This is a genomic window from Martinezella lusitana, assembly GCF_010668395.1.
GTDB lineage: Bacteria > Pseudomonadota > Alphaproteobacteria > Rhizobiales > Rhizobiaceae > Rhizobium > Rhizobium lusitanum_A.
In genome coordinates this window covers 92,692-112,394 of record NZ_WUEY01000016.1, presented here as the reverse complement: position 1 = coordinate 112,394, position 19,703 = coordinate 92,692, and the positions used below count along the sequence as shown (strand labels likewise).

At 56.7% G+C, this 19,703-nt stretch carries 12 protein-coding genes and 2 pseudogenes; 5 read left to right on the top strand and 9 right to left on the bottom strand.

Translation table 11 applies throughout. The annotated features are described in order from the left end of the window. Positions 1 to 2 precede the first annotated feature (2 nt). Genes GR212_RS26925 through GR212_RS26915 form a run of 3 tightly spaced genes read right to left on the bottom strand, consistent with a single transcriptional unit; the run spans position 3 to position 4,830 of the window. Complete coding sequence (locus GR212_RS26925) at positions 3 to 569, bottom strand: chemotaxis protein CheB (RefSeq protein WP_163991277.1); 567 nt, start codon at positions 567 to 569, stop codon at positions 3 to 5. After that, complete coding sequence (locus GR212_RS26920) at positions 566 to 1,405, bottom strand: CheR family methyltransferase (protein WP_163991275.1); 840 nt, start codon at positions 1,403 to 1,405, stop codon at positions 566 to 568. The genes GR212_RS26925 and GR212_RS26920 overlap by 4 nt, the downstream gene beginning before the upstream one ends. Then, entirely contained in the window at positions 1,402 to 4,830 is a 3,429-nt protein-coding gene (locus GR212_RS26915; protein WP_163991368.1) for a response regulator, read from the bottom strand. The genes GR212_RS26920 and GR212_RS26915 overlap by 4 nt, the downstream gene beginning before the upstream one ends. A gap of 718 nt (positions 4,831 to 5,548) precedes the next feature. On the opposite strand from GR212_RS26915, the pseudogene GR212_RS37260 reads away from it, so the two are divergent. The 3 genes and pseudogenes from GR212_RS37260 to glgX all read left to right on the top strand — a co-directional run. Further along, positions 5,549 to 5,647 (top strand): annotated as a pseudogene (locus tag GR212_RS37260) (DUF892 family protein); the annotation flags it as partial. A gap of 49 nt (positions 5,648 to 5,696) precedes the next feature. After that, positions 5,697 to 8,291: a catalase C gene (catE, locus tag GR212_RS26905; RefSeq protein WP_246725979.1), complete on the top strand. Its 2,595-nt coding sequence runs from the start codon at positions 5,697 to 5,699 to the stop codon at positions 8,289 to 8,291. Positions 8,292 to 9,091: 800 nt separating this feature from the next. After that, on the top strand, positions 9,092 to 11,170 hold the full coding sequence (glgX, locus tag GR212_RS26895; RefSeq protein ID WP_163991273.1) for a glycogen debranching protein GlgX: 2,079 nt from the start codon (positions 9,092 to 9,094) through the stop codon (positions 11,168 to 11,170). Positions 11,171 to 11,489: 319 nt separating this feature from the next. Here the strand turns inward: glgX and GR212_RS26890 are convergent, their stop codons facing one another. From GR212_RS26890 to GR212_RS26880, 3 genes and pseudogenes are all read right to left on the bottom strand, one after another. Next, complete coding sequence (locus GR212_RS26890; protein WP_281411078.1) at positions 11,490 to 11,924, bottom strand: 4-alpha-glucanotransferase; 435 nt, start codon at positions 11,922 to 11,924, stop codon at positions 11,490 to 11,492. Positions 11,925 to 12,171: 247 nt separating this feature from the next. Further along, complete coding sequence (gene treZ / locus GR212_RS26885; RefSeq protein ID WP_163991269.1) at positions 12,172 to 14,010, bottom strand: malto-oligosyltrehalose trehalohydrolase; 1,839 nt, start codon at positions 14,008 to 14,010, stop codon at positions 12,172 to 12,174. Positions 14,011 to 15,234: 1,224 nt separating this feature from the next. Continuing rightward, positions 15,235 to 15,348, bottom strand: a pseudogene (locus tag GR212_RS26880) (3-oxoacyl-[acyl-carrier-protein] reductase); the annotation flags it as partial. A 170-nt stretch (positions 15,349 to 15,518) separates the two neighbouring features. Between GR212_RS26880 and treY the strand changes: the two are divergent. Further along, on the top strand, positions 15,519 to 18,035 hold the full coding sequence (treY, locus tag GR212_RS26875; RefSeq protein ID WP_163991267.1) for a malto-oligosyltrehalose synthase: 2,517 nt from the start codon (positions 15,519 to 15,521) through the stop codon (positions 18,033 to 18,035). A gap of 386 nt (positions 18,036 to 18,421) precedes the next feature. Here treY and GR212_RS26870 read toward each other — a convergent pair whose 3' ends face one another. Next, positions 18,422 to 18,568, bottom strand: a complete 147-nt coding sequence (locus GR212_RS26870; RefSeq protein WP_163991132.1) for a hypothetical protein — start codon at positions 18,566 to 18,568, stop codon at positions 18,422 to 18,424. Here GR212_RS26870 and GR212_RS37810 point away from each other — a divergent pair. Further along, positions 18,521 to 18,622 (top strand): DUF4167 domain-containing protein, encoded by a 102-nt coding sequence (locus GR212_RS37810; protein WP_163991265.1) that lies wholly within the window; start codon positions 18,521 to 18,523, stop codon positions 18,620 to 18,622. The genes GR212_RS26870 and GR212_RS37810 overlap by 48 nt on opposite strands. 339 nt (positions 18,623 to 18,961) lie before the next feature. Here GR212_RS37810 and GR212_RS26860 read toward each other — a convergent pair whose 3' ends face one another. Together GR212_RS26860 and GR212_RS26855 are read right to left on the bottom strand one after the other, a co-directional pair. After that, positions 18,962 to 19,135, bottom strand: coding sequence for a hypothetical protein (locus GR212_RS26860; RefSeq protein ID WP_163991263.1), 174 nt, complete (start codon positions 19,133 to 19,135; stop codon positions 18,962 to 18,964). After that, entirely contained in the window at positions 19,123 to 19,368 is a 246-nt protein-coding gene (locus GR212_RS26855) for a hypothetical protein (protein WP_163991261.1), read from the bottom strand. Before GR212_RS26855 ends, GR212_RS26860 begins: the two co-directional genes overlap by 13 nt. Positions 19,369 to 19,703 lie beyond the last annotated feature (335 nt).

Sequence of the window (19,703 nt, the reverse complement as noted above, 5' to 3'; positions counted from 1 at the left end):
CCTCAAACCTCTTTTAAATATTCTGCGAGTGTTCCAAGTGACATGATTTGAGCACTTGGACACATTTGGATGGCGGCTTCGGGCATTGTGGAGGCGAAGGCAGTGCTCGGGTCTTGAACAAGTGCGAGCCCACCTGCTTCGGCAACGGCGCGCAAGCCTCTCGCGCCATCATGATTGGCACCAGTGAGCACGATGGCAATCAACGCTTGCCCAAAGGCATCGGCGGCGCTTTCAAAAAGGACATCGATCGATGGGCGAGAAAAGAGAACGGGCTCGTCGCTGGAAAGCGAGATCGTCTTACCAATCTCAACAAGCAGATGGTAGTCCGGCGGCGCGAAATAGATTTTCCCGGCCGAAATGGGCTCCTTGTCTTCAGCTTCATCGACGAAAAGTTGGCACTTGGCCCGGAAAAGATCGGCGATAGCGCTCCGCTTGTCAGATGGGATATGAACCACAACAAGGATCGGCATCCGGAAGTCCCTTGGCAGGGCGGGCAGAATGACCGAGAGGGCCTCGATCGCGCCTGCCGATGCACCGATTACTATGGCCTCGGGTTCGATTGATATCATTCGGGCCGCCTCTGATAGATTTTTTCCTCGCGCACGAAGTCCGTGAAGGCGCCGCCATGCCGCGAGAAGCGCAGACTCTCTTTGGCGCCGAGTCCCAAGAATCCTTTTCGGGCCAGCGAATCCTTGAAGAGCCCCAGCGCGTGATCCTGCAGCTCTCTGTCAAAATAGATCAGCACATTGCGGCAGGAGATAAGATGCATTTCTGCAAATACGGCGTCCGTAACGAGGCTGTGGTCCGAAAAGACGACATTGCGGCGTAGCGTTTTGTCGAAAGACGCTCTCCCATAAGCTGCGTGGTAATAATTGGACAGCGAGGATCTGCCGCCGGACTTTCTATGGCTTTCCGTAAAGAGCTGCATCCTGTCCAAAGCGAATATGCCAGCTTCGGCCATTTGAAGCGCTTCATGATTGATATCGGTGGCGTAAAAGATCGTACGGTCCTCCAGCCCCTCTTCTCGGAACAGGATCACTAGCGAATATAACTCCTCACCGCCGCTGCAGCCGGCAATCCAGACCTTCAGAGACGGATATGTCCGCAGGTGAGGCACCACTTTTTCCCGGATTGCTTTGAAATAGCTAGGGTCGCGAAACATCTCGCTGACTTGTACTGTCAGAAATCGCAGCAGTCGCGGCAGCATATCCGGATCGTGTAAAAGGCTTGCTTGTAGTGCTGAAAAAGTGGCAAATCCCAGTTGCTCACGTGCCTGTTTGAGCCGGCGCTTAATGGACGCCATCGCGTAATTGCGGAAATCGTAATGGTATTTCAGGAACAAGGCCTCCAGCAGAAGCCTGATTTCTATATCCTCGATCTTCTCTGGAGCAATCGTATCCCTCATTTGGGCATCCAGACACGCACGAGTGACAGAAGCTTTTCCACGTCGAGGGGCTTTGCCATATAGTCGTTGGCGCCGGCCTCGATGCAGCGCTGCTGGTCATCGGGCATGGCCTTGGCGGTCAGTGTGATGATCGGTAGCTTCTTCCAATTCTGGTTCTTGCGGATTTCGCGCGTGGCGGTAAGGCCGTCCATAACGGGCATCATGACGTCCATGAGCACGAGGTCGATCACGGAATTGGTCGATGCCTTCTCCAGAACATCGAGTGCTTCGCGGCCGTTGCGGGCGATTTCAATTATCGCGCCCCGCGGCTCGAGGATGTTGGTGAGTGCATAGACGTTGCGAACGTCATCCTCGACCACGAGGATTCGCCGCCCTTCGAGAAGAGCATCGCGATGTTGCGCCTTGCGGATCATCTTTTGCTGTTCGGCTGGCAGTTCAGAAATCACCTGATGCAAGAAAAGGCTTACCTCGTCAAGCAGCCGCTCCGGCGACTTTGCACCTTTGATAATGATCGATTTGGAGTATCGCCGCAGCCTTTGCTCGTCGTCGGCCGATAATTCCCTGCCCGTATAGACGATTACCGGCGGAAAAGCATAGCCGCTCTCCTGACTCAAAGTCTCGAGAAGCGAGTAGCCCGATGCGTCCGGCAGCGAGAGGTCAAGAACCATGCAGTCGAAGGTCTCTTGGCTGAGAAGCTCGAGGCATTCCGCTGCCGTGCTCGCAGTGACGGTCTCGACGTTCTGAGCCCCGAGCAATCGGGCCACCGCGTCGCGCTGAACGGCATCGTCCTCTACGATTAAAATCCGGTGGACGCGTTGAGAAAGCGTTGCCTCCAGCTTTTGGAGCACCTCGATCAGCTCCTCCCGATTCACCGGCTTGACGACATATCCAACCGCGCCGAGCAGGTAGGCAGTTTCGGTTTGATCGCTGGCAGAAATGACATGGATCGGAATGTGCCGGGTCTTGACGTCATGCTTGAGCCGATCGAGAACCGCCAGACCCGACTGGTCGGGCAAGCCGACATCGAGGATGATCGCACTTGGCATGAATTCCTTGGCCAGCCTTAAAGCTTCCTCGGCTGTTCCTGCCACCAGCGCTTGAAAGCCCATCTCGCGGGATAGATCCCGCACGATGGAGGCGAAGATATCGTCATCTTCGATGATCAACAGAACGCGCTTCGCGTCGGTCAGCGCTGCACGATCGTCTTCGAGCTTATGGATCGGTCTCGGCACCGCAGGGCGAGGTTGCTCCGCCTGCAGAAGCGGCGACATCGCGGGCCCACTTGCTCTGAGGTCTCTCGGTGTGATCTTTGCCGGATCATAGGTTTCCGGAATGATGACGGTGAAGGTACTGCCCTGCCCCGGTTGGCTCTCGAGGTCAATCGCGCCACCTAGCAGGCGCACCAACTGCCGTGAGATCGAAAGACCGAGACCGGTGCCGCCATACTTCCGACTGATGGTGCCATCAGCTTGATGAAAGGCGTCGAATACGCTGCTTTGCTGCTCCCTCGCTATGCCGATGCCGGTGTCCGATACCGAGAAAGCAACCTGACCTGCCTCGGCGCTGCGGATCGACAAGACGACACGACCCGCCTCGGTGAACTTGATGGCATTCGACAGCAGGTTCTTGAGCACCTGTTCAAGACGTTGCGGATCGGTCTCGATGGCTGCGGGACATTCGGTCGCAATTTCGACCGTGAAGCTAAGCTTCTTATCGGCGGCAAGCGGCTGAAAGACCTGGCGAAGATTGCCCGCCAATCGCTCGACCGTTATCGTTTCGGGCCGAATCTCCACATGACCGGCCTCGATTTTCGAGAGATCTAGGATATCGTTGATAAGGTTCAACAAGTCGTTGCCGGAGGACTGAATTGTCTTTGCGTATTTGACCTGCTCGTCCGTCAGGTTGTCTTCGGGATTGTCGGCGAGAAGCTTGGCGAGAATGAGCGACGAATTGAGCGGAGTTCGCAGCTCGTGTGACATGTTGGCAAGGAAGTCGGACTTGTATTGGCTTGCCTGCTCCAGCTCCCGCGCCTTGAGGTTGACGGCGGCATTGACGCGCTCAAGATCGTCGCGTTGTGTCTCCAATTGCTGGGTCTGTTCTTCCAGCTGTGAATTGATCTGTTCGAGTTCGACCTGTTGCTGTTCGAGGCGTGCCTGCGATTCCTTCAAGGCCCGGCTCTGCTCCTCCAATTCTTCGTTCGAGACCCTGAGCTCTTCACTTTGGGTCTGCAGTTCCTCGGACTGTCTCTGGGTTTCTTCGAGAAGATTTTGAAGTTCGCTGCGGTAAGTCGCCGATCGGACGGCGATGGCAACATCTTCCGATGCGCGCTCAAGAAGGGTGATCACCCTCTCATCAATGCGGCGCAGAAAGCCGAGTTCGATCACTGAATTGACGATTCCGTCGACACTACCCGGCAGAATGACCAGATGTCTCGGTTTGTCCGCGCCAAGTGCCGAACCGAAAGCGAGATAGCCGTCCGGCACTTCATCGATCACCATAGACCTGTCTTCCGTAGCCGCCTGACCCAGCAAACCTTCCCTTGGCCTGAAGCGTATCGGTATGGCCGCCTCTTCTGGAACGCCATAAATTGCGGATCGATGATAATTGTCACCATCCCCGCTGAAGACAGCTCCCGCGACAGCGCCAACGTAACGCGCCAGAAAGTCCAGGATGCTGTTGCCGAGTTGTTCTATCGATTTATCGCCTATCATGGCGCTGGCCAATCCGACCTGCCCCGACTGAAGCCATTCATCCCGACGACGGGCGAGCGTGGCTCTGCGAACCAGATAGCCGATCGTCACAGTCAGCAAGATGCCGAGAATGCCGGACAAGAGTGTGCTGACGAGTGCCGTCTGTTGGGCACTCTTCATCTCCGCCAGCCGCCGAATACGGACTTCCCCCTCGCCCGCCGCCATGGCCCCAATCTGGGCGCGGATCGCGTCCATCTCGATTTTACCGCTGTCCGAATTGACGATAGCAAGCGCGGCATCGAGACCTGCATTACGGCGAAGGTCGATCGTCTTGGCGAGTTCCGCCAGCTTGGCGTCGACATGCTGCCGGAGCGTGTCCAGCCTTTCGCTCTGGCCCGGATTGCTGCTGGTTAGCTGACCGATCCTGTCCAATTGCGGCTCAATTGCACGGAGCGCAGTATTGTAGGGAGCAAGATAGCTTTCATTGTTGGTCAGTAGGAACCCGCGCTGACCCGTTTCGGCGTCCTGGATGTTCGAGAGCAGTTCATCGAGCGCGACCATGGCGAGGTGGGTCTGCACGACCCTCTCGTTGCCATCCTCTAGGGCCTGCAGATTGAAATACGCCACGAACCCGCTAATCAGGAAGAAGAGAATTGCGCCAAAGAGGCCGAAGGCAACAGGAAGATCGAGACCCAACGTTCGTTGGGAGATACCGGATGGTTGGGATCGCAACATAAATCTTCTCGTTGGCTTCACTGCAGGATAATGGGGCATAGACGATAAATTGGCGCTGTCCATCGCCAATTCTGGCTGATTGTCACAATTTGGGAGGCAATATCGAAGGTAGTAGGTGCAGCCTAAAAGATTTTTTGATTCGCCGCCTCAGGATACGATAGCTCCGGCAAAAAAGCAGGCAATCAAAACAGCGCAGGCCCCAGTCATGCCCTTTTGAGCCTGCGCAATTCTGTCCTTTACCAATCGCGCGACGGTTGCCGTAGTTTGGATCCGAGGCGCTGTGGGTACGATGCCTGTTTCACGGGATGGGTCTTCTACGTCGAACCTTAATCATCTTGCTGTCAGTGTGGGCGACATTACGGCCATCCTCGCTGCAACGGCGAATGGCTTCGCCACCTAAGTTTTCTTCCAACTGATCATTTGCGGGAATGCAGATCCTATCGAGGCGGAGATAGAATTTGCGACCATAGAGGGCAACGTTCGAGGCTCTACACGCACTTGCCCAACCGGCGCGAGAGGGCATCCCCCCGGAGACTAGGTAGCGCGCCGGTGATCAAAGTCTTCGATATGGAATACGGGCTGCCCCTCGGGTAGCAGTTCGTTCGGCAGCAAATTCCGAATTAAACCCCTCCGTTGAGCTCATGGTCCAACCGAAGGAACTTCAGCCAACTTCACGGGTTAGACAGGCTCCATCTCAACAAAGCGATCGGACCACCCAATGCCTGCAGAAAAGACCCTTAATGACCTTTTTCTCGATACCCTCAAAGACATCTACTTCACTGAAAAGCAAATCTTGAAGGCGTTGTCCAAGATGGCTCGGGCCGCACAACCGGAAAAAGGCAAGGCCGGCTTCATGCAGCACCGCGATGAAACCTCGGAGCCAGATCGAGCGCCTCGAACGGGTGTTCGATCTTCCTGGCAAACCAGCTCGCAGCAAGACTTGCAAAGCCATACAGGGCATCGTCGCCGAATGCGAAGAGATCATGGAAGAGTACAAAGGCACAGCAACGCTCGATGCTGGTTTGATCTCGTCTGCCCAGGCCGTCGAACACTACGAGATCGCCCCCTATGGCATGCTGAAATCCTGGGCTAAGCAACTCAGCCTCAATGAGGCGATCGCGCTCCTCGATGCCAATCTCCAGGAGGAGATTGCGACCGGCCAGAAGCTGACGGCACTCGGCGAAGCTTCGGCGAACCCCAAGGGCTCGCAAAAAGAGCATGCTGAGCCGATATCACCATTTCATGCCGCCGACAATGGCGGCCTTTCTGCTCCGACATCGCCTGTTTTCCAATCCTCTTTACGGGAGCCCACCATGGCTAAGAAAACCCCCACCGCATCGACGACATCGAGATCCAAAACTGTGACTATCCACGATCAGAAGCTGCAGCGTGGTAAAGGCGGCGAGCTCCATCAGTTCGTGGAGGATGGCCAACCCGTCCTGACAACGGCCCAGGGCGCACCGGTGGCCGACGACCAGAACTCGTTGCGAGTCGGAGCACGCGGTCCGCTTGTCGTCGACGACTTCCATTTTCGCGAAAAGATCTTTCATTTCGATCACGAGCGCATCCCGGAGCGGGTCGTGCACGCGCGTGGGTATGGCGCCCACGGTTATTTCGAGACCTATGAGTCGGCGGCGAAATATACAAGAGCGGACCTTTTTCAGCGTCCCGGAGAAAAGACGCCCGCGTTCGTTCGCTTTTCGACAGTCGCGGGCAGCAAAGGATCCTTCGATCTTGCCCGCGACGTTCGTGGTTTTGCGGTAAAGATATACACCAAGGAAGGAAACTGGGACCTCGTCGGCAACAACATTCCTGTTTTCTTCATTCAGGACGCGATCAAGTTTCCCGACCTTATCCACTCCGTGAAGCCGGAACCAGATCGTGCGTTCCCGCAAGCGCAGTCGGCGCATGACAATTTCTGGGATTTTATCAGCCTGACGCCGGAGAGCATGCACATGATAATGTGGGTGATGTCGGATCGGGCGATACCCCGTTCCTTTCGCTTCATGGAGGGCTTCGGTGTCCATACGTTCCGCTTTGTCAACGCCAAGGACGAATCCACCTTCGTCAAATTCCATTGGAAACCGAAACTGGGGCTGCAGTCGGTTGCATGGAACGAGGCCGTGAAGATCAACGGGGCTGATCCCGATTTCCATCGACGGGATCTCTGGCAGTCGATCCAGTCCGGCAACTTTCCCGAATGGGAATTGTGCGTGCAGCTTTTCGATCAGGAGTTTGCGGACAGCTTCGACTTCGACGTGCTCGATCCGACGAAGCTCATTCCTGAAGAAATCCTTCCTGTACGGCCGATCGGCAGGCTAGTGCTCAATCGCATGCCCGATAACTTTTTTGCAGAAACCGAGCAGGTCGCGTTTATGACCCAGAACGTTCCTCCGGGCATCGACTTCAGCAACGATCCGCTGCTGCAGGGCCGCAACTTCTCCTATCTCGACACACAGCTGAAGCGGCTTGGCGGCCCGAATTTCACCCATCTGCCTATAAATGCGCCGAAGTGTCCCTTCGCGCATTTTCAACAGGACGGCCATATGGCGATGCGCAACCCGGTCGGCCGGGCGAACTATCAGCCGAATTCGCATAGCGAAAGCCCGCGGGAATCGCCGGTACGCGGCTACCGTCATTTCCCCGCCGATGAGACGGGCGCGAAGGTTCGACTACGTCCAGAGAGCTTTGCAGATCATTACAGCCAAGCCAGGCAATTTTATATCAGTCAGACTGGTACGGAGCAACGCCACATCGCATCTGCCTTGACCTTCGAACTCAGCAAGGTCCAAATTCCGGCGATCCGGGAGCGCATGGTCTCGCATCTGCTCAACATCGATGAGACGCTGGCGACCACCGTCGCCGAGAAGCTCGGATTTCAAAAAATGCCGAGACCTGCCGACGCGGCAATGCCAACGCGCCAGGATTTAAAGCCATCGCCGACGCTGAGTATTGTCGAACGCGGTCCCAGACGCTTCGAAGGACGCAAGCTTGGTATTCTGGTCACCGATGGCGTGGATGCCAATTTGTTGAATGGCCTCATGGAGGCGATCGCCGAAGAGAAGGCTGTTTTCGAATTGATCGCGCCGACAGTTGGGGGAGTCACCGCTTCCGACGGAAAATGGATAGAAACGCACCATATGATCGACGGTGGGCCTTCGGTTCTTTTCGATGCCGTGGTGTTGCTTACCTCCGTCACGGCAATCGACGATATCGTCCAGGACACGGCTGCTCGCGACTTCGTCTCCGACGCTTTCCAGCATTGCAAGTTCATTGGCTATGATCATTCGGCGGTGCCGCTATTGGAAAAAGCTGGAATTGCCGATCAACTCGATGAAGGAGTCGTCGCCCTGCCGGGAGAAGAAGGCTTGTCGGCGTTCGTCAAAGAACTTGGTAAGCTTCGTATCTGGGGCCGGGAACCATCGGTAAAGCTCGGCAAGGCATCGCCCCCGATCAACTAACACGAGCCGCGAGTAAAAAATATCCGCTGGCATGATAACGCTATTTTAGCGTGGCAGGTGAGATGCCTGTTTCGCTTTCGAGGTCTTAAAGGGTGTGCTTTTCGGTCGAGAATGCCCCGCAAGCGTGAAGCGCGGTCCTCGAAGGAGCGCGCGTCGGCAGCAATTGCACACCCTTCGAGACGAGGCAAGTTCCGGGCTTTTAGCACAGTCGCACGAGCGATTGGGCTGAGCCATCCGGCTTTCGCCAAGGGCTCAGATCGAGACCGGATACGGCACCCGAAGCGGTCACTTTCTGAAGATTCATGTGGCCAGAAACTTTCGATTCGACCGCTCGTTGCAATGTGTGGGATGATCCACCATTTCAACGCGGATGGCTCGCAGGACGATCTCAATGTCATCTGCATTGATGATTTTGCCTTCAGGCGCGGCCAGACCTACGGGACAACCGTTTGTGACATGGAGCGTCGGAGAGCCGTTACCCTCTTGCCGGATCGCGCGTGGGATACATCCCGATCATGGCTTGCCAGGCATCAATCGATATCGATCGCCGCCGATGATCAAAGCGGCGTGGCAAAAGCGGGATGTCTACCACCGATCCACTGCCAGGAAAGGTCGCCGCCACAGGATGCATCCGTTCGCCGAGCACCACCACGACCAGGTCGACGGCGACGGCGGAACTATTTGTCACGTCCCGGGTTTAATGCGCGCAGTGGCTCATCGGTCCTCCAACCGATGCTTCGCCGGATAGGGCCAAGGCAGCGTATCTTTCGTTAACACCCGCTTTTGCGCGAGGCCGATTCATGAGCAATAATAAAGCCCGTATCATAGCCGGCGATTACACCCGGCTAGGGGCGATGCCGGACAAGAACGGGGTGAACTTCGCGATCTTCAGCGCTCACGCCGAGCGGGTAGACCTCTGCCTATTCAGCGACGATGGCAAGAAAGAAGTCGAACGCATCGAACTTCCCGAGTATACGAACGAGGTATGGCACGGCTTCGTACCCGGCCTGAAGGCAGGTGTGCTTTACGGCTACCGAGTGCACGGACCATATGATCCGGAAAACGGCCAACGGTTCAATCCGAATAAGTTGCTCATCGATCCCTATGCCCGAGAACTTTTCGGCGACATCGACTGGGGACAGTCTCAGTTTGCCTACACGATGAATAGCAATGAGAAGGATCTCTCTTTCGATGAGACGGACAGCGCGCCGTTCATGCCAAAGGGGCGCATTATCGATTCTTCCCAGTACGATTGGAAAGGCGATGTGAGGCCGCTCATCCCGTGGTCGAGGACGATTTTCTACGAGACTCATGTCAAGGGATTCACACAGCTTCATCCGGCAGTCCCCGAAGACCTTCGCGGTACATTCGAAGGTCTCGGCCATGCGAAGATCGTCGACTATGTCAAAAGCCTTGGCCTCACCTCGATCGAGCTGTTGCCGATCCACTGGTTTCCCGATGACGCCCACCTACTCGACAAGGGCCTGAAGAATTTCTGGGGCTACAACACCTTGGGCTTCTTCGCGCCGGCGTCGCGCTATTATGGCCCGCGCGGTATCGCAGGCTTTCGTGACATGGTTCGTGCTTTCCATGATGGCGGTGTCGAGGTCATTCTCGACGTTGTCTACAACCATACGGCCGAAGGCAACGAACTCGGGCCGACGCTAAGCTTCAAGGGGATCGACAATTTCTCCTATTACCGCACCATGCCCGACCAGGCACGCTACTACGTCAACGATACGGGAACCGGCAACACGGTGAACACCTCACATCCTCGCGTCTTGCAGATGGTGACGGATTCTCTGAGGTATTGGTCGGAGGACATGCATGTCGACGGCTTCCGTTTCGATCTGGGTACCATCCTTGGTCGCGAGCCCGAAGGCTTCGATCAGCGCAGCGGCTTCTTCGATGCGGTCGGTCAAGATCCGGTTTTATCGCGGGTGAAACTCGTCGGAGAACCGTGGGACATCGGACCGGGCGGTTATCAAGTCGGGGGCTTCCCGCCGGGCTGGGCGGAGTGGAATGACAAGTACCGGGATACGGTCCGTGACTACTGGAGGAACGAAGACGGCACGACGCCCGATTTTGCCGCACGTGTCCTCGGCTCCGGCGACGTCTATGATCTACGCGGCCGTCGCCCGTGGGCCAGCGTCAATTTCCTGACGGCTCATGACGGGTTCACGCTCAACGATCTCGTCTCCTACAACGAGAAACACAATGAGGCGAACGGCGAAGACAACAAGGACGGCCATAGCGACAACCGCAGCTTCAACTACGGCGTCGAGGGGCCGACGGATGACGAAGGCATGATCTCCATCAGAGACAGGCAAAAGCGGAATTTCCTCGCCACGCTGTTTCTTTCGCATGGCACGCCGATGCTGCTAGCGGGAGACGAGTTCGGCCGAAGCCAGATGGGAAACAATAACGGCTACTGCCAGGATAGCGACCTGAGCTGGGTGCATTGGGACAATCTGCCTGCGAGCGCGGAAGAGCTTCGTGAGTTTACGCGCCGGCTGATCGCGTTGCGCGACGAGCACGCGATCCTGAGGCGCGATAGCTGGCGCGACGGCATGGTGGTGACCTGGTACAATCCGGGCGGTGGGGAGCAGACGGGTGAACAATGGTCGGACGCCGGTAGCACGACGATCGGCCTGCGTGTGTCTCGCGACCATGGTGAAGAGGAAGGGTGGGACGACGTGCTGATCCTCTTCAATCCGCACGACGGGTCGGTGCCTTTTATTTTACCGAAAGCCGAGGGCGGCTGGACAGCCGTACTGACAACGGCTGATCTGAATGCTATGGACCAAAAGCTTGAGTCTAACGAATATGTCCTCATCGAGCGCAGCCTCGTTCTGTTGCGGTCCGGATCGCACCGCTAAGCCGGAGGGTGAAGAAAAGAAGCGCCACTAATGTGCGTGCTTCTTTGCCCGTTGAGCGCGAGCTGCAAACGTTACACCCGCTCCAAGGTTATCCGACTTGCGGAGGGAGCGAAGCATCTATGCTTCTCCCCTCTGGATTTTCGGATCGAACGCCCCTCACGCATCGCTTTGGTACTTTCCCGTAGAAGCGGCAAATCTGCTAACTTGCCCATCGAAACCCGAGAGTTTCGGCTTTCAATTCGGATAGGTGTCGCTGGTGCCAGGAATGTTCTTTGGGCACTTCTCTCCTGTCAGGTCCGCCAGTCGGAAGGCCGCCAGGCTATGCCCTTTTTCGCACTAAAGCCTCGAAATCCCGCCGCTCCTTAGCTGATTGATTTTCCGCCGATCGCGATGCTTCCCGAAGCTCCTTCAGCTTCGTCTCTGCAGCTCGTACATAGTCGCGATCTGTCTGACGAAGTTTCCCCAATAACTTTTCGGGTTCTGGCGTGCTCTTGAAGCCTGTAACTTTATCGACAGCAATGTGGAGCGGATTGAGTATCTGCTGGTTCGACGGATCATAGGAACTGCGACGATCGGGATCGGCAAGGAAGGGTGCCTGCAACGGAGTCGGCCCGACAAAATGCGCACCGAACGAATGGGCAAGTCCGAACATTCCGACCAAGCCCTCGAAATCCCCAATGACCCCAGTTGCGCTTGGAACGCAACTCGCAGAGTTAAAGACGGATGCCCCGCAAGCGGCTTGTGTCGAGAACATGCGGCAGATACGATTTCGGAATGGCCTCTTTCGAGCGTTGCTTCTTTCTCCGCGGTGCTCGGACTTGTGAAGGGCGTTTTCGACATCAATGCCGAGGATCGCAAAAACCTTCCTCTACGCCTCGTCGGTGATTGGCACTTGGACATTGTCGGGGCACGGTTTCGTGAGGCTTATTCCATACTCTTTGGCGAGGCGGTCGAAATACGAATCCATGGCGGCGTTCCTTTCTTCGTCAGGCTGCCGAACTTCAAGTCTTAGCCAGACGAACGCTCCAAATTACGGACCAGGGAGCGAGGGCATCCTCGCTTACAGGACCCAGTACAAACAAATGTTCGTCCGCGGGGAGCGGTAAGAACTTCGCCGGTTCGTCTGAGAGGTTTGCAACCAGACGAAGCTTGGAGCCGCTCGCCAGCGTCCAGTCCACCGCAGTCACGCTTCCTTTGAGACTGAACGAGCCGCTTGTGTTGCCGGTACCCTTCAACAGCGGCACGATCTGTTCGTGTCTGAGGGCAAGAAGCGACTTGTAGAATGCCAGCATTTCCGATGCGGTAGTGCCGTCAAGCTCAGACCAGTTTAGCTTTGCCGCTTCAAATGTAGATCGGGCGGTCGGATCAGGGAGGTCTTCCGCATCGAATCCGGGAAGGCGCGATAATTCCTCTCGGCGTCCCTTTCTTACCTTTTCGTTCACGTCTTCATCGAAGTCACAGAAGTATGGAAATGGCTCGCGTGCTCCCCATTCTTCGCCCATAAAGAGCATCGGAATCTGCGGCGACAGAAGATAGATCGCAATCACAGCCTTGACGGGCTCCAAAGGTCGATATGTAACCATACGGTCGCCGAGCGCTCGGTTTCCAATCTGATCATGGTTCTGGATAAACGAGATAAACGCGGTGGAGGGAAGACCGGTCGAGGGCATGCCGCGGTTCTTGCCACGATAGGGCATATGTTCGCCTTGGAATACGAAACCTTCGGCAAGCGCCCGGCCGACCTTGCCATAATCCTGGGTATAATCCTGATAATAGCCGAATGTCTCTCCCGTCGCAGCGATGTGAAGCACGTGATGCACATCGTCGTTCCATTGAGCCGTGAATCTGCTCGGTCGTCCGTTGCCGTCGCGCCTCAGCAGATCGCTGTCATTGTCTTCGTTCTCGACGATCAAATGGACATGCCGACCAGCTGCCGCTGCCCGCACCCGACGGCTAAGTTCATGAAGAAGATGTTCTTCGCTATCGTCCTTTATGGCATGCACGGCGTCGAGGCGCAGGCCGTCCAGCCTGAACTCCATGATCCAGTAGATCGCGTTCTGGACCACGAATTCGCGGATCGTCGTCGACCCATCGCCATCATAATTGATGCCGTTGCCCCACGGGGTCTTATGGTGCTCGGTGAAAAGCGGCGCATAGAGGGGAACGTAATTTCCATCAGGACCAAAGTGATTGTACACGACGTCCAGAAAAACACTGACACCCCGCTCGTGAGCCGCATCGACCAGTGCCATGAACTCTTCGGGACGACCATAGCTGCTGTCGGGAGCATAGGGCAGTACGCCGTCATAACCCCAATTATAGCGACCGGGAAAATCGGCGACCGGCATGATCTGAATGGCGGTGACGCCAAGCCCAACCAAGTGATCCAGTCGCTCAATTGCTGCCCGGAATGTCCCCTCCGCCGTGAAGGAGCCGATATGCAGTTCGTAGATAACGCTCTCTTCCCATGGACGTCCCAACCAGCCTAGGGTCCGCCACTCGTATGATTTGACACCGACGACTTCGCTGAAACTATGAACGTCTTGGGGCTGATAACGCGAGCCCGGGTCAGGTACCTCGGAGCCATCAGGTAGCAGGAATTGGTAATGCGCGCCTGGGCCGACGCCGGCAACACGGCAACGATGCCAACCGTCTTCTGTTCGCGCCAGTGGCCATGGCTCGCTATCCTTGATCCTCAAGGAAACATGGTCCACGAGGGGCGCCCAGAGGCGAAACTCAACACTTGTTTCCAAGATTAGCGGACCAAACGCATATTCGACCAAAACATCACCTCTTTTCAAATGAGACTGTGCTATTTGCGTAGCAAGCTTGGTTGCCATCGACCGAACATGCCGAAAAACAGCGAAACCGCCTCATCTCCCGCCGCCAAAATCGCATCGCCGTTGTGGAAATCTCTTCTCGCGTATGCCCCGGGCGATCTGATCTTGAACCATCCTCCGCGACCGCCCGTGCGGCCGCTTCCCAATCCGGACCGAGGTCCTATAACAATTGCGACGGTTGACTTCACAGGGAACCTGCATCGGATTTCCTATTCAGCCATCTGAACATCCGGACCTCTAAGAAGTTCCGGAAGAGTAGGATTCGTATGATAAGGGATCATTGGCGCAGGTTCCGAGTTCACTACTGTCTCGGTGTCGTGAAAAAAATCATGGTCGTCAAAGGTAGATCAAGGACAAGGGATTATTCGCGTCCGTGCCAAGGCACATAATCGCTATCGCAATCACCAAGGCTCTGCCCGCCTTCACCGTAAATGGAAACATCGGTACTGACAATCTGGCGCTACAGGCCTGCAAAACGAACACGGATCCGATATTCGTTCCGATGAACCGGTGAAAATTAAATGTCCGCCTCGACAAGCACGCGATCACCTATCACCGTGTTCTCCGCTACCCGCAAGTCCGCCCAATCAGTCTGTACGACAACGGTGACCTCGCAGATGTCTCGAAGTTTCTGCAAAGGCCCGGACCAATGGCCTCGGCACACGCCACACTGAGAGAGCGGATTCCGCCGAAAGGTTGAAGCCTCCTTCGGCTCGGAAGATTCGCAGTCCTTCTCTGGGGCCATGCATGGGATCGAGCGGCAGGACAGCGCCGAACTCGAAACCTATGAGGAGACCGTTGCCGATTTCGGCAGACAGGCGTAGCGCCCTGAGCACCTCGCGTTCCCGGATCTCCGTGCCCTCGGTCCCATGGGCGAGCCGCTTGGCGAAGGGCGCCTCCGGGAAGCGAGGAAAAGCACCCGCCAAAGCCGCGGCCTATCAATGCCTCGCGTAGGGAAAAATCCGTGCCCGGCGATAGGCGAAGAGTTTTCGTATCTGGTTTTGCCGCTCTAGCCGCGCAATGAGTCGTTCCCAGCAATCGGGGGAGAGGATATCCAGGCCGAGCACTCGGTAGCCGGCGATCCCGCAGATGGCAAAGGCCGCCAGGCGTTTTGCCATGCATCGCGCAGGGCGTCGGGAAAAGCCTCATATCCGCCCGCGGAAATCGTCGGACGACACCGGCCCTTGCGGCGGGCGGATTGAGAGCAAGGTCGAGCATCAGTGCGATCTCTATGCGGTGGCGGGCGAGCTCGAGAGCGAGCTGTTGCACCAATACGACCTGCCCCGCTTTCGTGGCTGTGTAGGCTGTCGCGCCAGGAATCGTGAATACGCAAATGCCTTCCTCACGGTGAGAACACCCCGTCTGCGGATCGTTTGCTTGTTTGGAACATCTGGCGATCAACAAAGTTGATAGCGACCTCTCCGACATGGGGATAACGGTGACATTCTTTCTGGCCTCAACGATCATCATCCTCTTACATGCGGCCTTGCCGCCTACTGGATAAAGCCATGACAATCCCGACAGCAACCTATCGCATCCAGTTCCGCATCGGCATGACCTTCGACCGAGCTGCGGCACTGGTGCCATATCTGAAACGCCTCGGCATCAGCCATCTCTACGCCTCGCCGGTCTTAACCGCCACTTCCGGCTCTACCCACGGCTACGATGTTACCGACGCCAACCAGATCGATCCCGCGATCGGCGGCCGAGAGGGCTTCGACCGCATGGTGAAGGCGCTGAAGGCGGAAGGTCTTGGCCTGATCCTCGACATCGTGCCAAACCACATGGCCGCCTCGCTCGAGAACGCTTGGTGGCGCGACGTCGTAGAGAACGGCGAGAAGAGCCGCTATGCCCGTCACTTCGATATCGATTGGACGCGAAAGCTGACCCTGCCCTTCCTTAGCGACACGTTCGAGAAGGTGCTGGAGGCCGATGAGATTTCGGTGAAGTCCGATCCTGAGACGGGAAAGCCGGCGCTCGCCTATTCCGAGACCTTCTATCCGCTGAACCCCGCCACCTACACCGGCAGAGAGGCGGAGATACTGAAGGCGACCGATAAGGCGGCCGTCTCCAAACTCCATGATACGCAGCCCTATCGGTTGATGTCCTGGCGGGACGCACGTCACGAACTTTCCTACCGCCGCTTCTTCGAGATCACCGGCCTTATTGGTGTGCGGGTGGAGGACGGCCCGGTCTTCGACGACACGCACCGGCTCATCCTCGAACTCGTCCGCAGCGGCGCGGTCGATGGCCTACGGGTCGATCACGTCGACGGCCTTGCAGATCCGAAAGCTTATCTGGAACGCCTGCGCCGGGAGGCGGGACCTGCCTGCTACATCATCGTCGAAAAAATCCTTGGCGAGGGCGAGCAGGTCCCGGCCGACTGGCCGATCTCCGGCACAACAGGCTACGAGTTCATCGCCGCCCTCAGCGATGCGCTGGTCGATGGCGAGAAACTCGATGAACTGCGGGAGGCCTATCAGGACGTTGCGGGCCAGCCGATCAGCATGCGCGCCGAGCTGCGAAAAGCCAAACTGCTGATGGCAGACAATAACTTTGCCGTCGAATTCGCCGCTCTTGTGAAGCTTGCGTTGCAGATCGCCCAAGCGGAAGACACGGAGCGTAACTTGTCGAAAGCTTCAATTAAAACGGCGATCCGCGAACTGCTGGTTGCCTTTCCCGTCTACCGCACCTACGGCACCCGCGACGGCCTACCGCCTGAGGGTCGCGAGATGCTGGCTAAAGTCCTCGATCAGGTTCGTCAAAGCCCTAATGTACCGGAGCCGCGGGCGCTAGCATTCCTCAAACGCATTTTCGAGGGCGATGTCGGGCAGCAGGCACGGGGCCAAGCGTCCCTTTTTCGCATCCGCTTCCAGCAACTGAGCGGCCCGCTAATGGCGAAGTCGGTGGAGGACACACTTTTTTTCCGCCAGCACATGGCGCTTGCCCTTAACGAGGTCGGCGCCGAGCCCTTGCCGCGCTCCTTCTCGATCGAACGCTACCACCGGGAAATGCAGACACGGCTTCAACGACAGCCGGAAGCACTGTTGGCCACCTCCACCCACGACACCAAACGCGGCGAGGATGCCAGGGCTCGGCTCTACACCATCACGGAGGCACCGAAGCTATGGGCGGAAGCCGTTAAGCGCTGGCGGAAGATGAATCGCCAGGCGGTACAGTCGCTCGGAGATAGCCCAGCCCCTGAACCGGAGGTAGAATGGATGCTCTATCAGGCACTCGCCGGCGTTTGGCCGACGGACTTTCATCCGGAGGACTGCGGAGATCTGAAGTCACTCGAAGAGCGCTTCATTGCCTATGCAGAAAAGGTATTACGGGAGGCCAAACTCCGTACCACCTGGGGCGATGTTAACGCATCCTACGAGAAAGCCGTGCTCGACTACGCCCGCCGCCTTTTTGCGCCAAACAACCAAAGTTTCCTGGCGGATTTCGCTAATACATTGCGCCCCTTTATCCGTGCCGGCCTGATCAACAGCCTCGCCCAGACGATCATTAAGCTTACGGCGCCCGGTGTGCCGGATATCTACCAGGGCAGCGAAGGTCTTGATTTGAGCCTTGTCGATCCAGACAACCGTCGCAAACCTGATTTCGATCTCCTGCAGAAGCACCTGTCGAAAGAGACTGCTTTCGACGAAGAAGAATGGCAGACTGGCCAATTGAAGCAGCGTGTCGTTGCAGTCCTCCTGAGGCTCCGGCAGGAGTTGCCGAGCCTATTTAGTAAGGGCGACTACATTCCTCTTTCTGCTACCGGGGAGAATATGGGGAACATCGTCGCCTTTGCACGTGCTGAGGCCGACGATGTCATTATTGTGACAGTGCAAAGACTTAACTTCAGTGGCGCATCTCTTTTGTCGCGGTGGCAAGGCGTAAGCCTTACGTTGCCAAGCCACCTTCAGAACCGTCGTTTTGAGGATTTGTTCTCAAAGATGCTCATCGAACCTGGTGAGCATCTTGACGTTACAAGCGTCGCCCCCGAAAGACCCTTTGCCGTATTTAGGGCGATATAAGAGCTGGCGGGAGCGGCCCGGGCTCGAGCAAGGCATCCTGATTGAAACGTGATGCAGCCACCGTGTTACTGCAGATAAAAAGTAGAAATAGGCATGCGGCCTGTTGATGTAGCGGACGACCATCGACCAATCGCCGATAGGCTCGTCATTCCAATATCAGCGATTTCAATAGCCGCGGTTGAGCGTTGCTCCTGCGTCGGACTCTTTGAAAGTGAACCCAGGATACCGCTCCCTCCCGATGCCGACACTCGCCCGTTCACCGCCGGTGCGCCGGCCTCCTTTTAATGCAATCTTAGGATCTATTCGTAAATAAAATCACTCTTTGGTTGCTAAGCAGATTGTTAAGCAGGCACTCACATCAGGAGCGAACTCTTGGGTTCGAAATTTCATGAATAACCGACCTTCCCCCGCAGGTTAAGAGTGACCTGCCATCGAAGCAACGCCTGCTCGAACGATATTAACAGCACCCCCGGTTCGCCGAGCTCATGATCTCGGCTGGCGACCGCATTTGCGCCAAAAACGACTTCCAGCATGCAGAGCACTTCTTTCGCGCTGCAGCCGAAGAGAAGGTCGCTTCTCGAAAATGACCCCTACCATGGCGGCCCGCGCTCACCGCGACATTGGGGAACGGTTTTTAGCGGTCACAAGCCTTTAACCTGTCTCGCTAAGCCACAAACGGAGGAGAGTTCACGCCCTGAGATCATCGCCCTGCTTGATGCTTCTCTCGAGCTGCAACCAAAGTCCTGCCAGCACGGCCTCAAGACCAGCCGGCGTGTGGAAGCGTGGCCCATCCGCCTATTCTCTGGGAATAACCTGGTCGCCATAGCCGGTGAGGATCACGAAGGGAATGGCCCCCGCTTCAATTCAGCAACGAACGTGAGGTTAATGCCTTCACCTGTATTGATATCGGTGCTCGCCGCATCCAGCTAATCGTCCACTAGCGTCACAGGAGCCTCGCCGGTCTGGACAGAGACGACCACTCTCACTCCCGACCGTGCAAGGGCATGAGCCGTTTCCAGTGCGAGTACATGATCGTCCTCGGCGACCAGGATCGTCAGTCGCAGAGATGTCGTGCGTGACCGTACGTCTATCTCTTCCACGATGGAATGAACTTCCTGTCGTGATAATCCGAGAGGAACCCTAACTGAAACGGGTCGAGCCACATCTCCAACTTCATGCAAACAATAGCGGTCATCGTGCCCCCGCCAGCATCGAATGAGATGCTTCCATCGCTCCCCAGGTGTTCAAGTCTATCCAGCACTGTCAGCCGGTACGCCTCGATCTCGAACAGTTCGGCGCCGACCACCAGACCTTCGCCCGGCAGGTCGAGCATTGTCGGGTCGTAAAAGGAATCGGCTATATGAAGGAGATATGGTGTCACCGCCTCTACATCGCCTAGACAGCGCGCGAGTCGATCAGTCCCTTTTGGAATATCGGAAAACCTCTCGTAAGCGCGCCGCAGATGAACACCTTCATCGGTGCGGCGTCGGCCCGACGGGGAACTTCTGATGTCGGCAATGGAATGTTGTGATCAAACCAAGCGCGCGAGCCGCGACGTCTTCGGCCAAAAGCAAGTCGTCCGCTGCCAGATCGTTGCCCACGGACAGCAAGGCATGGCCGACGGATGCTATCACCGTTTTACGCGCTTCAGCGCCCTCCTCGGACACC